The 14,678-nt window shown below is 68.9% G+C and carries 12 protein-coding genes; 9 read left to right on the top strand and 3 right to left on the bottom strand.

The window, feature by feature from the left end; translation table 11 throughout:
• Positions 1–40: 40 nt before the first annotated feature.
• The 9 genes from AC3AP7_RS26830 (at position 41) to AC3AP7_RS26790 (ending at position 11,483) form a co-directional block, all read left to right on the top strand.
• Positions 41–1,450 carry a UDP-glucose dehydrogenase family protein gene (locus tag AC3AP7_RS26830; RefSeq protein WP_487363324.1) on the top strand — a complete coding sequence of 470 codons (1,410 nt, stop codon included), beginning with the start codon at positions 41–43 and terminating at the stop codon, positions 1,448–1,450.
• A 26-nt stretch (positions 1,451–1,476) separates the two neighbouring features.
• Positions 1,477–1,926 carry an arsenate reductase/protein-tyrosine-phosphatase family protein gene (locus AC3AP7_RS26825; RefSeq protein ID WP_487365035.1) on the top strand — a complete coding sequence of 150 codons (450 nt, stop codon included), beginning with the start codon at positions 1,477–1,479 and terminating at the stop codon, positions 1,924–1,926.
• On the top strand, positions 1,920–3,089 hold the full coding sequence (locus AC3AP7_RS26820) for a polysaccharide biosynthesis/export family protein (protein WP_487363323.1): 1,170 nt from the start codon (positions 1,920–1,922) through the stop codon (positions 3,087–3,089). The genes AC3AP7_RS26825 and AC3AP7_RS26820 overlap by 7 nt, the downstream gene beginning before the upstream one ends.
• Positions 3,090–3,150: 61 nt before the next feature.
• On the top strand, positions 3,151–5,379 hold the full coding sequence (locus AC3AP7_RS26815; RefSeq protein ID WP_487365034.1) for a polysaccharide biosynthesis tyrosine autokinase: 2,229 nt from the start codon (positions 3,151–3,153) through the stop codon (positions 5,377–5,379).
• 23 nt (positions 5,380–5,402) lie between these two features.
• Entirely contained in the window at positions 5,403–6,320 is a 918-nt protein-coding gene (locus tag AC3AP7_RS26810; RefSeq protein ID WP_487363322.1) for a glycosyltransferase family 2 protein, read from the top strand.
• A 30-nt stretch (positions 6,321–6,350) separates the two neighbouring features.
• Positions 6,351–7,505, top strand: coding sequence for a glycosyltransferase (locus tag AC3AP7_RS26805; protein WP_487363321.1), 1,155 nt, complete (start codon positions 6,351–6,353; stop codon positions 7,503–7,505).
• Positions 7,505–9,022 (top strand): glucose-6-phosphate isomerase, encoded by a 1,518-nt coding sequence (locus AC3AP7_RS26800; protein WP_487363320.1) that lies wholly within the window; start codon positions 7,505–7,507, stop codon positions 9,020–9,022. Before AC3AP7_RS26805 ends, AC3AP7_RS26800 begins: the two co-directional genes overlap by 1 nt.
• Complete coding sequence (locus tag AC3AP7_RS26795; protein ID WP_487363319.1) at positions 9,019–10,290, top strand: glycosyltransferase family 4 protein; 1,272 nt, start codon at positions 9,019–9,021, stop codon at positions 10,288–10,290. The genes AC3AP7_RS26800 and AC3AP7_RS26795 overlap by 4 nt, the downstream gene beginning before the upstream one ends.
• Positions 10,291–10,316: 26 nt before the next feature.
• Entirely contained in the window at positions 10,317–11,483 is a 1,167-nt protein-coding gene (locus AC3AP7_RS26790) for a glycosyltransferase family 4 protein (RefSeq protein ID WP_487365033.1), read from the top strand.
• Positions 11,484–11,499: 16 nt separating this feature from the next.
• Here AC3AP7_RS26790 and AC3AP7_RS26785 read toward each other — a convergent pair whose 3' ends face one another.
• The 3 genes from AC3AP7_RS26785 to AC3AP7_RS26775 all read right to left on the bottom strand — a co-directional run bounded on the left by AC3AP7_RS26785 (position 11,500) and on the right by AC3AP7_RS26775 (position 14,660).
• On the bottom strand, positions 11,500–12,462 hold the full coding sequence (locus AC3AP7_RS26785; RefSeq protein ID WP_487363318.1) for an NAD-dependent epimerase/dehydratase family protein: 963 nt from the start codon (positions 12,460–12,462) through the stop codon (positions 11,500–11,502).
• Positions 12,449–13,492 (bottom strand): GDP-mannose 4,6-dehydratase, encoded by a 1,044-nt coding sequence (gene gmd / locus AC3AP7_RS26780; RefSeq protein WP_487363317.1) that lies wholly within the window; start codon positions 13,490–13,492, stop codon positions 12,449–12,451. Before gmd ends, AC3AP7_RS26785 begins: the two co-directional genes overlap by 14 nt.
• Before the next feature lie 100 nt (positions 13,493–13,592).
• Positions 13,593–14,660 carry an acyltransferase family protein gene (locus AC3AP7_RS26775; protein ID WP_487363316.1) on the bottom strand — a complete coding sequence of 356 codons (1,068 nt, stop codon included), beginning with the start codon at positions 14,658–14,660 and terminating at the stop codon, positions 13,593–13,595.
• Positions 14,661–14,678: the final 18 nt, after the last annotated feature.

Here is a 14,678-nt window from a genome sequence, read left to right as displayed (position 1 = left end):
TTCGCCGCCTCGCGAGGCGGTTCATTCAATCGAGGTGAACATGAATCTGACGATCATGGGCAGTGGTTATGTGGGGCTCGTCACCGGCGCATGCCTTGCCGACATCGGCAACGACGTGGTGTGCCTCGATGTCGACGCACACAAGATCGCCCAACTGAACGAAGGCGCGGTGCCGATCTACGAGCCGGGTCTCGCGGAGATCATCGGGCGCAACCGCCGCGCGCGCCGCCTGCGTTTTTCCACCGACGTCGCGGCGGCCGTCGCGCACGGCGATGTCGTGTTCGTCGCGGTCGGCACGCCGCCCGACGAGGACGGCGCAGCCGACCTGCAATACGTGCTCGCGGCCGCGCGCGAGATCGGCCGGCACATGGACGGCTTCAAGGTGATCGTCGACAAGTCGACGGTGCCGGTCGGCACCGCGCAGCGCGTGCGCGACGCAATCCGCGCCGAGCTGCGCGCGCGCGGCGTCGAGCCGATGTTCTCGGTCGTCTCGAACCCGGAGTTTCTGAAGGAAGGCGCGGCGGTCGACGATTTCGCGCGGCCGGACCGCATCGTGCTCGGCTGCGACGACGACGTGCCGGGCGAGCGCGCGAGAGAGACGATGACGCGTCTTTATGCGCCGTTCAACCGCAACCACGAGCGCACGCTGCATATGGACGTCCGCTCGGCCGAGTTCACGAAGTACGCGGCCAACGCGATGCTCGCCACGCGGATTTCGTTCATGAACGAACTCGCGAATCTCGCGGACCGCGTCGGCGCGGACATCGAGTCGGTGCGGCGCGGCATGGGCTCCGATCCGCGCATCGGCTACGACTTCCTGTATGCGGGCTGCGGCTACGGCGGCTCGTGCTTTCCGAAGGACGTGCAGGCGCTCGTGCACACCGCGCAGGGATGCGGCGAGCGGCTGCAGATCCTGCGCGCGGTCGAGGCGGTCAACGACGCGCAAAAGCGCGTGATGGTCCGCAAGATCGTCGCGCGCTTCGGCGAGGATCTGCGCGGCCGCACGTTCGGCGTCTGGGGGCTCGCGTTCAAGCCGAACACGGACGACATGCGCGAAGCGCCGAGCCGCGCGACGATCGCCGGACTGCTCGCGCGCGGCGCGCAGGTGCGGGCCTACGATCCGGTCGCGTCTGCCGAGGCGCAGCGCGTGTTCGCGCGCGATCTGCGCGATACGCCCGAACAGCTTGCACGCCTCGCGTTCGTCGGCGACGCGCTCGATGCGGTGCACGACGCCGACGCGCTCGTCGTGCTGACCGAGTGGAAAGTGTTCCGCTCGCCGGACTTCGATCTGCTGCGAACGCGCCTCGCGGCGCCGCTGATTTTCGACGGCCGCAATCTCTACGATCCGCCCGCGCTGCGCGAGCTCGGTTTCGAGTATCACGCGATCGGGCGGGCGGGCACGGCGTCGCGGCCGGCCGGTGCGGCCGCGCGCGCAGTGGCCGGCGCATGAGCACGCCGGGGCACGCCATGCGCGGCATGTTCGGCAAGGTGCTGATTGTCTGCCACGCGAACGTGTGCCGCTCGCCGGCGCTCGAACAGCTGTTTCGCGCGTGGCAGCCGCCGCGCGGCGCGCGTGCGGCGGCGCCCGTGTTCGGCTCGGCGGGCCTGCACGCGGTCGACGGCGCGGGCATGGATCCGGTGATGCACCGCCTGCTCGGCGAGCGCGGCGTGACGGTGTGCGCGCATCGCGCACGGCGTCTCACGCGCGATCTCGTGCGCGCCGCCGACCTCGTGCTCGTCACCGAGCGCCGCCAGGTGAGCGCGGTCGAGCGCATCGAGCCCACCGCGCGCGGCAAGGTCTATGCGCTCGGCACCCGCGAGAATGCGGACGTCGACGACCCGCACGGCGGCAACGAAGCCGAGTATCGCGCGAGTCTCGCGTTGATGGAACGTCTGGTGAAGGAATGGCTGGTACGCATATGCTGACAAAAAAACTGACACTGGTGCTGGCTCTCGGCACGCTGCTGAGCGCGTGTGCGAGCGCGCCCGGCAATTACCTCGATACGTCGGGTCTGAACGAGCAGCCGCAGTCCGGCCCGAGCCCGACCTACAACGTCCAGCTGATCACGCCGCAACTCGTGCAGCAGATGAACAGCGCGGCCGCCGCGCCGCAGGTGCTGCCGAAGCCGGCCTTCGCGGATCCGGCGGATTACGTGTATCGGCTCGAACCGCAGGACATCGTCGGCGTGACGGTCTACGACCATCCCGAACTGTCGACGCCGCAGGGCACGACGTTCTCCGCCGGGAACAACACGACGCAGACTTTCGGGCAGGCGCTCGAACAACCCTATACGAACGCGCTACCGGGCCAGTCGAACCCCTATGGGCAGACGATCGCCGCCGACGGCACGATCTATTTTCCGTTCGTCGGCCGGGTGCAGGCGGCCGGCAAGACCGTCGCGCAGGTGCGCGAAGCGATCACGCGCGGGCTCTTCGGCTATATCCGCAATCCCCAGGTCGACGTGCGGGTGCTCGCGTATCGCAGCCAGAAGGTGCAGGTGACCGGCGACGTGAAGACGCCGGGCCCGCTCGCGCTGAGCGACGTGCCGCTCACGCTGCTTGACGCGATCACGCGCTCGGGCGGCGAGACCGATAACGCGGACATCCAGCGCGTGCGCCTGATCCGCAACGGCAAGCGCTACGTGCTGAACGCGAACCGCATGCTGACGGGCGGCGACATGAGCCAGAACGTGCTGCTGCAGAACGGCGACGTCGTGTACGTGCCGGACCGCTCCGATAGCCGCGTATTCGTGCTGGGCGAGGTCAAGACGCCGGTCGAGACGAACATGATCCGCGGCAACCTGACGATTGCCGATGCGCTGACCTCGGCAGGCGGGATTCTCGATACCGACGCGAATCCGCGCCAGATCTACGTGATGCGCGACAAGCAGAACAATCCGACCCACCCGGAAATCTACCGGCTCGACATGACGAAGCCCGACGGGATCATGCTGTCGTCGCGCTTCCAGCTCAAGCCGTTCGACGTCGTGTATGTGGGCACCGCCGGCTCCGCGACATTCAACCGCCTGCTGCGCGAAGTCCTGCCGACCATCGAATCCGTGTTCTACGTGAAGGAAATCACGCAATGACGCGCGCGGCCCGACAGGACGCCGGACGCGGCCCGAGCAACCCTCCAGACAACGGAATCCCATCGTGAGCACTTCAGTGACCCCATCCGTGCGCGACGCGGCACCCGACGAAGAGGACGTGGTCCTCGGCCAGCTGCTGCGCGTGATCGTCGACGACATCGGCTGGCTCATCGCGATCGCGTGCGTCGTGATCGCGATGGCCGTGTTCTACTGCTACGTCGCGAAGCCGGTGTATACGGCCAACACCGTCGTGCGCGTCGAGCCCGAGGACAACACGTCCCAGGCGCTCACGCAGACGCCTTCGGGCGCGGCGATCAACAGCGGCCAGTCGCAGACGCTGCCGACCGACGCCGAGATCCAGATGATCGAAAGCCGCAGCGTGATCGAACCGGTCGTCAAGCAGTTCCACCTGAACTTCTTCGCGAGGCCCGACACGATCCCGGTGCTCGGCAGCCTGGCGCAGCGGCTCGCGACCCCGGGCGAACCGGCGCGACCCTGGCTGGGCCTGCGCAAGTATGCGTGGGGCGGCGAGATCGCGCAGGTGAACGACGTCGAGGTGCCGCCGTCGCTCGAAGGCAAGGAACTCACGCTGGTCGCGGGTTCCGGGGGCCGCTATGTGCTCGACGATCCCGAGGGCAACACGCTGCTGAGCGGACAGGTGGGCGAAACCGCGCAGGGCAACGGCGTGACGTTGAGCGTGGGGCAGCTGGTCGCGCGGCCCGGGACGCACTTCACGGTCGTGCGGATGAACGATCTCGACGCGATCAGCGCGTTCCAGGGTGCGATCCAGGTCGAGGAAGAGGGCAAGCAGACCGGCATCATCAGCATCTCGCTCGGCGATACGGATCCGCAGCGCGCCGCCGATATCGCGAATGCGCTCGCGCAGTCGTACCTGCGCGAGCACGTGCGCAGCAAGCAGGCCGATGCGAGCAAGATGCTCGACTTCCTGCGCGGCGAGGAACCGCGCCTGAAGGCCGATCTGCACAATGCCGAGGCCGCGCTGACCGCCTACCAGACGAAGTCCGGCTCGATCGATGCGAGCGACGAAGCGAAGATCTACCTGCAGGGCAGCGTCACCTACGAGCAGCAGATCTCCGAGCTGAGACTGCAGATCGCCTCGCTCGAACAGCGCTTCGGCGAAATGCACCCGGCGCTGATCGCCGCGCGCCAGCAGCTCGCGGAACTCGAAGACCAGCGCCAGAAATACGACACGCGCTTTCGCGATCTGCCGGCCACCGAGGTGAAGGCCGTCCAGCTGCAGCGCAACGCGAAGGTCGCCGAGGACATTTACGTGCTGCTGCTCAACCGTATCCAGGAGCTGTCGGTGCAGCGCGTCGGCACGGGCGGCAACGTGCATATCGTCGACGTGGCGCTGCGTCCGGGCACGCCGTCGAAGCCGAAGCGCGCGCTGATCGTGTCGGCGGCGGCGCTGCTCGGCCTGATCCTCGGCACGGGCTTCGTGCTGCTGCGGCGCAACCTGTTCAAGGGCATTGTCGACGCGGACCAGATCGAGCGGGCGTTCCGCCTGCCCGTCTACGGTCTCGTGCCGCTGTCGGCCGAGCAGGCGGCGCTCGAAAAGCGGCCGCCGGTCAGCGGCGGCGCGCGGATGCGCGACGTGCTCGCGAAGTGGCATCCGAAGGACCTGACCATCGAGAGTCTGCGCAGCCTGCGCACGTCGCTGCAGTTCAGCGTGATGGATGCGCCGAATCCGGTGATCGTGCTGACCGGCTCGGTGCCGCGCGTCGGCAAGAGCTTTCTGACCGCGAACCTCGGCGTGCTGCTCGCGCAGTCGGGCAAGCGCGTGCTGATGATCGACGGCGACATGCGGCGCGGCGCACTCGAACGCTATCTCGGCGGCCCGCAGGAGCGGGGCTTTTCGGAGTTGCTGTCGGGCCAGATTTCGCTGGCGGAATCGATCCGGAACACCGAGATCGACAACCTGCACTTCATCTCGTGCGGGCGCCGTCCGCCGAATCCGTCGGAGCTGCTGATGTCGCCGCGTCTCGCGCAGTATCTGCAGCACCTGTCCGGTGCCTATGACGCCGTGCTGATCGACACGCCACCGGTCCTCGCGGTCACCGACGCGGCGATCGTGGCCGGCCATGCGGGCACGACGTTCGTCGTGCTGCGCTATGGCATGCATTCGGAAGGCGAAATCGCCGACACGCTCAAGCGCCTGCGCACGGCCGGCGTGAACGTGACCGGCAGTGTGTTCAACGCGGTGCCCCAGCGCGCGCGCGGCAGCTATGGCTATGGCTATGCGGCTGCCCGCGAGTACCTCGGCACCTGAGCGTGTCACAAGGAGAAACCGCGATGAAGCTGAGCGTACTCGTGCCGACCTACCGGCGCCCCGACGACCTGTCGCGCTGCCTGTCCGCGCTGCTGCGCCAGCGGCGCGCGCCCGACCAGATCGTCGTCGTCGCGCGCGGCGACGACGCGGCCACCCACGCATGCGTGGCCGCGCACCCGGCGGCGCGTGTGCTGCGGGTCGATGTCGCGCGCGTCGACGAAGCCGGCCAGGTGGCCGCGCTGAACCGCGGGCTCGACGCGGTGGCGGGCGACGTCGTGGCGATCACCGACGACGATGCGGCGCCGCGCGCGGACTGGCTGCAGCGCATCGAGGCCGCGTTCGCGGCCGATGCCACGCTCGGTGCGCTGGGCGGCCGCGACTGGGTCCACGAAGCAGGACGCACGCTGGTGGGCGAGCGTCCGCGCGTCGGCTTGCTGCTCTCCTCCGGCAAGGTGGTCGGCAATCATCATCTGGGCGCGGGCGCCGCGCGCGAGGTCGACCTGCTCAAAGGCGCGAACATGAGCTACCGGCGCGCGGCGATCGGCGCGCTGCGCTTCGATCGCCGCCTGCGCGGCAGCGGCGCGCAGGTGCACAACGACATGGCGTTCAGCCTGAGCGTGAAGCGCGCGGGCTGGAAGCTCGTGTACGACCCGCTCGTCGCGGTCGATCATTTCCCGGCCCCGCGCCCCGGCGACGATCCGCGCAACGCGCAGACGCTCGATTCGCTGCGCAACGCCGCTTACAACCTGCATCTGATCCTGCGCGGCCATTTGCCGCCGCTGCATCGCCTGGCGGCGTGGTGGTGGTACGCACTGGTGGGCACACGCGTCTATCCGGGCCTGCTGCATGCGTCGCTCGACACGCTGCGCGGGCGCCGGACGACGCTCGCGCGCTGGCGGGCGGTCCGCCGCGGCGCGCACGAGGCCCGCCGCGCCGCCTGAATGTCAACGCCATTTCATACAGGAATCCGAATGAATGTCACGAACGTTCACGTTCACCTGTTTCACGGCGCCGATCCGCGGTATTACCGCAAGGGCGACGGCATCGGCTGCCTGTACGGCTACCATCATGCGGAGTCCGACGAGTTCGCGCTCAGCTACACGCAGGACGCGGCCGAGCGCGCGCCGGTGCGTCTCGTGCGCCGCGCGCTGAAAGCCGCGCTCGGTTTCGATTTTCTTCATACGTGGCGCAACCGCCGCGCGATACTCGACGCGGACGTGATCTGGACGCACACGGAGCAGGAACATCTGGCCGTCGCGCTGCTGCTTTTGCTGTGCGCGCGCAGCGGCGGCAGCCGGCCGCTGCTGCTCGCGCAGAGCGTGTGGCTGCTGGACCGCTGGCCGTGCTACAGCCGCCTGCGCCGCGCGCTGTATCGCAAGCTGCTCGGGCGCGCGGACCTGTTGACGACGCTCGCGCGCGAGAACGCGCTGCGCTGCGGCGAATACTTCGGGCGCGCGGCGCATCAGGTGTACTACGGTCTGAATACCGACGACTTCCCGCCGCGTCCGCCGGAGACGTGGCAGCCGCACACGCCGCTGCGCGTCGCGGCGATCGGCAACGACCGCGATCGCGACTGGCTCACGCTGGTTGCCGCGCTGGGGCGCGATGCGCGCTACAGCGTGCGCATCGCGACGCGGCGCCGGGTCGGCGCGGCGGTGCGGGTGCCGAATGTCGAGGTAGTGCGCGTATCGGGCCTCGACGCACAGCGCGCGCTGTACGCGTGGGCCGATATCGTCGTCGTCCCGTTGCGGCCGAATACGCACGCGTCCGGCATCACGGTGATGCTCGAAGCGGCCGCGCTCGGCAAGCCGATGGTCGCGACGAAAGTCGGCACCCTGGAAGACTATTTCGACGACAGCGCGGTCTCCTACGTCGGGCCTGGCGATCCGCACCGGCTGCGCGCTGCGGTGGAAGCGCTCGCGCAAGCACCCGAGCGCGCGCTCGAGCAGGCGCGCGCCGCGTATCGGCAACTGGTCGCCCGGGACCTGACGACCCGCCACTTCGCGCAGCAGCACGTGCAGCTCACGCGCGAGATGCTTCGGCGCAGCGATGCGCGCGGCGTGCGCGCGCGCTCGCCTGCGCGCCCGCAGCCGCCGTCCGGCGAAGCGGCGGGCAGGACCGGATGATGCGGACGTCTTCTCCGAACCGGCCCGCGTGGCCGCCCGCTGCGGCATCCCCGGCGTCCGCCGCGCCGCCGCGCGACGCCCGCCGCCGCGCGCGGGCGCGCGGCCTGCCCGGCAGCGACACGCTGGTGCCCGCCGCGTTCTGGCTCGTCACCGCGCTGCTGATCGCCGCGCATCAGGGCGCGCTCGTGACGCTTGCGTTTCCGGTGCTGGCGGTCGTGACGGGGCTGTGGCTCTACGTCGTGAATCCGCCGCGCTATATCGGCTTCATGTGGTGGCTGTGGTTCCTGAGCCCCGAGGTGCGACGCCTCGCCGACTGGTCGAAAGGGGCCTATACGCCGACGAGCCTGATCCAGATCGCGCCGCTTGCGGTGACGATGATCAGCGCACTGTCCGTGCTGCGTCATTACCCGGTGCTTGCACAGCGTCGCGGGTTGCCGCTGCTGCTCGCGTTTCTCGGGCTCCTGTATGCGTTTCTCGTCGGCGTGGTGGCGAGCGGGCCGCTTGCGGCGGTCTACGACCTCGCCAACTGGGCCTATCCGCTGCTTATCGGCTTTCACATCATGGCCAACGAGCGCGACTATCCGCGTTATCGCGACACGATCGTCAACACGTTCATCTACGGGATGCTGGTCATGGGCGGGTACGGGCTCGTGCAGTTCTTCGTGATGCCGGCGTGGGACGCGATGTGGATGCAAGGTGCACAAATGGACTCGCAGGGCGATCCGGTGGCGCTCGGCGTGCGCGTGTTCAGCACGATGAATTCGTCGGGCCCGTTCGCGTTCGCGATGATGGGCGCCATGGTGTTCGTGATGGCGGCGCGGCACCGGGTGCGCTGGATCGCGGCGGTGCTCGGCTTCTTCGCATTTGCGCTGTCGCTGGTGCGCTCGACGTGGGGTGGCTGGGCGATCGCGATGCTGATCCAGCTCGCGCGCTCGAACAACCGGGTGCGCGTGCGTATCGTCGCAAGCGCACTCGTGCTGGCCGGACTGTGCGTGCCGCTCTTTGCAATCGGCCCGGTTGCCGACCGGATGCAGGCGCGCCTCGACACGCTCGTCAACCTGAAGAGCGACCAGAGTTACGAAGCGCGCGACCAGTTCTATGCGGATTTCGCGAAGACCGCGTTCACCGACGTGACCGGCGAAGGGCTCGGCGCAACCGGCGCATCGACGAAGCTGTCGAGCGGCAACGGCGCGCTCGGCAAATACGGCAGCTTCGACAGCGGCGTGATGAACGTGCCGTTCGTGCTCGGCTGGCCCGGCACGCTGCTCTATCTCTCCGGCATTCTGTGGCTGCTGGTGCGTGCGCTGCGCGCGTCGCTGAAACTGCGCAAGGACCGCTACGTGACCGCGTGCCTGAGCCTCGCGCTGTCGGTCTTTGCGATGCTCGTGTTCACGAACTCGCTCGTCGGCACCGGCGGGCTGCTGTTTTTCTCGAGCGTCTTTTCCATTCTGGCGGCGCGTCACTGGCATGCCCTCGCGCGCCGCGCCGCCGTCCGCTCTACGGAGGTTCCCGATTGAGAATCGCAATCGTCACGCATGTCGTGCGCCACAACGACGGCCAGGGCCGCGTCAATCACGAGATCGCGCGCGCCGCGCTGGAGGCCGGCTTCGACGTCACGCTGATCGCGTCGCATGTCGCGCCGGATCTGCTGGCGTACCCCCGCGCGCGATGGGTATGCGTGAAGCCTTCGCGCGCGTGGCCGACCAATCTCGTGCGCCAGCAGGTGTTTGCGCTGCACAGCGCATGGTGGCTGTGGCGAAACCGTGCCGCGTACGATCTGCTGCATGTCAACGGTTTCATCACGTGGGCGCGCGCCGACGTGAACACCGCGCACTTCGTGCATGGCGGCTGGGCCCGCAGCCCGTACTATCCGTTCGCGCCGACGCGCGGCCTGTGGTCCGCGTACCAGTTCGTCTACACGCGCGCGAACGCGGTGCTCGAACGCTGGGCGTACCGCCGCTCGCGGGTCGTGGCCGCGGTGTCGCGCAAGGTCGCGGACGAGATTCGCGCGTCCGGCGGCGCGCCGGCCGAGCGGCTCGCCGTGATCTATAACGGCGTCGACGTCGCGGGCTTTGCGGCGGCGCAAGGCAGCCGCGCGGCATTCGGATTGCCCGCCGACGCGTTTCTGCTGCTGTTCGTCGGCGACCTGCGCACGCCGCGCAAGAATCTCGGCACGGTGCTGCACGCGTTGCAGCACCTGCCCGATACCGTGCATCTGGTGGTCGCGGGCTATCTGCCCGGCAGTCCCTATCCCGCGCTCGCGGACGCGCTCGGCGTCGCGCCGCGCGTGCACTTCCTCGGACTGGTCGGCGAGATGCCGACATTGATGCACTCGGTGGATACGTATGTGTTTCCGTCGCGCTACGAAGCGATGAGCCTGTCGCTGCTGGAGGCGATGGCCGCGGGGCTGCCGGTGGTAACCGCGCGCACCGCCGGCGGCGCGGAAATCATCACGCCCGAGTGCGGCATCGTGCTCGACGATCCGGACGACGTCGCTGCGTTGGCGGCCGCGCTCGCGCAACTGGCCGGCGACGGCCTGCGCCGCGCGGCGATGGGCGAGGCCGCCGCCGCGCGGGCGGCCGGTTTCGGCTGGGCGCGGATGGCGGGTCAGTACGTCGCGCTGTATCGCCGGCTCGCCGGCGATGCGGCAGCGGGCGGCGCGGCGGCGCGCACCGCCGCGCCGGCTCTTGCGCATGCGGATGCGCCCGATGTGCGCGATGTGCCCGCCGTGCCCGCCGTCTCCTCAGCAGGCGCGTCGCGCGCGATTCCGCCCGGCGCACGCTGAATGAACCGAACAGGAACCCGATCATGATGACATCTCCTTCCATCCGTTCGCTGCAGATCGGCATGCACTGGTTTCCCGAGCGCGCAGGCGGCCTCGATCGCATGTACCACTCGCTGATCGGCGCACTGCCCGCGGCCGGCGTGCAGGTGCGCGGCGTCGTGGCCGGCTCGCCGAAGGTCGAGGCCGACAGCGGCGGGGCGATCCGCAGCTTCGGACCGGCGTCGCGCGTGTTGCCGCTGCGGCTGATCGCGGTTCGGCACGCGCTGCGGCGCGAGATCGAGCGACATCGTCCCGATGTGATCTCGTCGCACTTCGCGCTCTATACGTTCCCGGGCCTCGACGTCACGCGCGGCATTCCGCAGGTGTCGCACTTTCAGGGGCCGTGGGCCGACGAGAGCCGCGTCGAGGGTTCCGTGTCGCTCAGCCAGCGGATCAAGCATGCGCTGGAGCGTTCGGTCTACGAGCGCTCGTCGCGGCTCATCGTGCTGTCGAAGGCATTCGGCGAGATTCTCACGCGCGAGTACGGCGTGCCGGCCGAGCGCGTGCGCGTGGTGCCGGGCTGCGTCGACGTCCAGCGCTTCGCGCCGGACTGCACGCGCGAGCTCGCGCGCTACCGGCTGCAACTGCCGCAGGGCCGGCCGATCGTGCTCGCGGTGCGGCGCCTCGTGCGCCGCATGGGGCTGGAGAATCTGGTCGACGCGCTCGGGCGCATCCGGCGCAGCCATCCGGACGTGCTGCTGCTGATTGCGGGCAAGGGGCGTCTTGCGCCCGAACTGCAGCAGCGCATCGACGCCGCGGGGCTGCAGGACAACGTGAAGCTGCTCGGCTTCGTGCCGGATGCGAAGCTGCCGTTGCTGTACCGCGCGGCGACGCTGTCGGTCGTGCCGACCGTCGCGCTCGAAGGCTTCGGCCTGATCACGGTGGAGTCGCTGTCGGCGGGCACGCCGGTGCTCGTGACGCCGGTCGGCGGCTTGCCCGAGGCGGTGACGGGCCTGTCGCGCGAGCTCGTGCTGGCCGGTGCGGACGCGGAGGCGATTGCCGACGGCATCGACCGCGCGCTGACATCGCGTCTCGTGCTGCCGGATGCGCGGACGTGCCACGAGTATGCGCTCGCCCACTTCGACAATGCGGTGATCGCGAAGCGCGTCGCGGCCGTCTATGGCGAAGCGATCGCGGCGGGCCGCATGCATTGAAGCGTGCGCGCAGCCGTTATGACGCGTAGCGGCTGCGTGCGGCGCGGTACATCCAGCGCAGGGTGTCGTCGAGCGGTATGCGCGCTCGCGCGCCCAGCACCTGCGCGAGCCTTGCATCGGAGCCGACCAGGCGACGCACCTCGTTCGCGCGTACAAGACGCGGGTCGACCTGCACGTCGATCGCATAACCGGCGATTCCCGCGAGCGTATCGAGCACCTCGTGCAGCGTGCGGCCCGTGCCCGAACAGACGTTGAAGGTCTCGCCGCGCGGCGCCGCCGCGAGAAGCCGCGCGTAGGTCTCGACGACGTCGCGCACGTCCGAGAAATCCCGCTCGACGTCGAGGTTGCCGAGCGCGATGGTGCGCGCGCCGCGCGCGTAATGATCGACGATCTTCGGCAACAGGAAGCCGTCGCGCTGGCCGACCCCGGTGTAGTTGAACGGCCGCGCGATCACCAGCGGCAACGCATCGCGCCAGAGGCTCGCCGCGTGTTCCATCGCGAGCTTGCTGACCGCGTAGTCGTTGGCCGGGCGAGGGGGGAGCGTTTCATCGAGCACACCCGCATCCGTATTGCCATAGACGTTCGCGCTGCTCGCGAGCAGCACCGCGCGCGGCGGCTGGGGGAGTCGGGCGAGCGCGGCGAGCAGGTTGCGCGTGCCGACGACGTTCACCAGATAGGTCTGGGCGACGTCCTCGTGCGTCACCTGGGTGATCGCCGCGAGATGCACGACCACCGCCGGTTGCACCGCGTCGAGCGCGGCCTCGAGCGCAGCGGGATCGAGCAGGTCCGCGCTGTACGCGCGCTCGGCGATTCCCGGCGCGGCGGTGCCCGGCTGCACGGTGCCGGCAATGCGGTAGCCGTCGGCGCGCAGCCGCTGCGCCATGTAGCGGCCGGTGAAGCTCGCGAGGCCGGTGATGAATGCGCTCGGGCCTGCGTCCGCCGTCGCGCGTTCGCTCGTGCGCGCGTCAGAACGTGTCATGGCGTTCGTTGCGCATCAGGTCGGCGGTCACCATCATCTGGCAGAGCTGTTCGAGCGTCGTTTGCGGCGTCCATTGCAGCGTGTCGTGTGCCTTGTGCGCGTCGCCGACCAGCAGGTCCACTTCGGCGGGCCGGTAATAGCGCGGGTTCACGCGCACGAGCGGGCGGCCCGTGGCGATGTCGAGACCGCTTTCGCGCTCGCCGCGTCCGGTCCATTCGAGCTGGAAGCCGGCTGCCGAGAAGGCCATCGTCACGAAGTCGCGCACGGTTTCGGTGCGGCCTGTCGAGAGCACGAAGGTATCGGGCGCGTCGGCCTGCAGCATGCGCCACATGCCTTCGACGTACTCGGGCGCGTAGCCCCAGTCGCGTTTCGCATCGAGGTTGCCGAGTTCGAGGACCGGCAGTTTGTCGAGCCGGATCTTCGCCACGGAGTCGGTGATCTTGCGCGTGACGAATTCGCGTCCGCGCAGCGGCGATTCGTGGTTGAAGAGAATGCCGCTCGTCGCGAAGATTCCGTACGATTCGCGATAGTTGATCGTCGACCAGTGCGCGAACAGCTTCGCAATGCCATACGGGCTGCGCGGATAGAACGGCGTGTCTTCGTTCTGCGGGATCGCGCGCACCTTGCCGAACATCTCGGAGGTCGACGCCTGATAGAAGCGGATGCCCGGGTTCACCACGCGGATCGCTTCGAGCAGGTGCAGCGCGCCGATGCCGGTGACCTCGGCCGTCGTGACCGGCTGGTCGAACGAGACGCCGACGAAGCTTTGCGCGGCGAGGTTGTACACCTCCTGCGCGCCGGCGCGCTCGACGAGCCGTAGTGTCGAGCCGGCATCGGTGAGATCGTGCTCGACGAGTTCGAGCGCCGGATGCGCGAGGATGCCGAGTTCGTTCATCCGCCAGAAATTGACGGAGCTCGTGCGCCGGTACGTGCCGACGACGTGATAGCCCTTGTCGAGCAGCAGCTTGCTGAGGTAAGCGCCGTCCTGGCCGGACACGCCGGTAATGATCGCTTTGCGTCGGTCGTTCATGGACTGGCCTCTGGGTTGGCGACGTTGTCGATATGATGCGGTGAGGTGAAAGTGTTGAAAGCGGCGCTATGAAGCAATGAGCACGCGATCCGCGCGTGTTTCAGCGCGTGCCCGACAGGCCTGGCAGCGCGCGCTCGCGCGTCGCGCGCGAACGCGGCCCGCGCGTGAGCCGCCGCTCGAACAGGAACCACGTGGCGCTCGCATACGCGAGCGTCGCGCCGAGCGCGATGCCGGCGCTTGCCCAGCGGCCATAGCCGAGCGGCCAGACCGCGTAGAGAATCGTCAGGTGGATCAGATAGATCGTGTAGCTGATCGTGCCGATATAGACGAGCACCGGATGACTGAGCACGCGCCGCACCCAGCCCTGCGAGGCGAGCGCGATTGCAACGGCCGACGTGCACAGCACGAGCGAGATGCTGTACAGCGCCGCATTCGACAGCGGTGTGTTGTCAGCGCGAAAGCGCGGGAAATGCAGGTGCAGCGCGGCGAGCACCGCGAGCGCCGCGAAGAACAGCGCGACCGCGAGCGGCTTGAAGCGCGGCAGCATCGTCGGGTCGGTGCGTACCGCGAGCGCGAGCAGCGCGCCTGCCGCGAGCAGGTCCATGCGGAACGGCGTCAGATAGTAGATCGGCCAGAACGTTGCGAACCACGGCGTGGCGATCGCGCGCAGCAGCGGTGCGGCGAGGACCAGCGCGGCGGCCGCGAGCGCGAGCCGGCGGGTCGGCAGCAGCAGGACCACGAACGGCCACACCAGGTAGAACTGCTCTTCCACCGCGAGCGACCAGAGGATATTCAGGCTGTCGTGGCCGCTTTGACCGAGCGCATCGCCGATGTTGGTCGCGAAGAACGCGTACCACGGCCAGTAGTGCACCCACGCGGTGCCGAACAGCAGCGACGATACCGCGAGCAGCAGCAGGTACGGCGGCAGGATCCGACGTGCACGCCGCGCATAAAAGTAGCCGAAATACGGCAACTGGCGTGCTTTGCGATCGAGCAGGATGCCGGTGATCAGAAAGCCGCTCAGTACAAAGAACAGATCGACGCCCATCCAGAGCGGCGCATGCACCGCGTGCTGCGCGAAGACCGCGAGCACGGCGATTGCGCGCAGGCCGTCGAGCTGTGCGATCCGGTGCGAAGACGAAGGCGGGTCCGGCGGGATGTCGTTCATCGGCAGTCGGCAGTGGGC

It is taken from the genome of Paraburkholderia sp. PAMB 6770 (assembly GCF_057748135.1).
The sequence above is the reverse complement of the archived record's forward strand: the minus strand, read 5'-3'. Positions and strand labels throughout refer to the sequence as shown.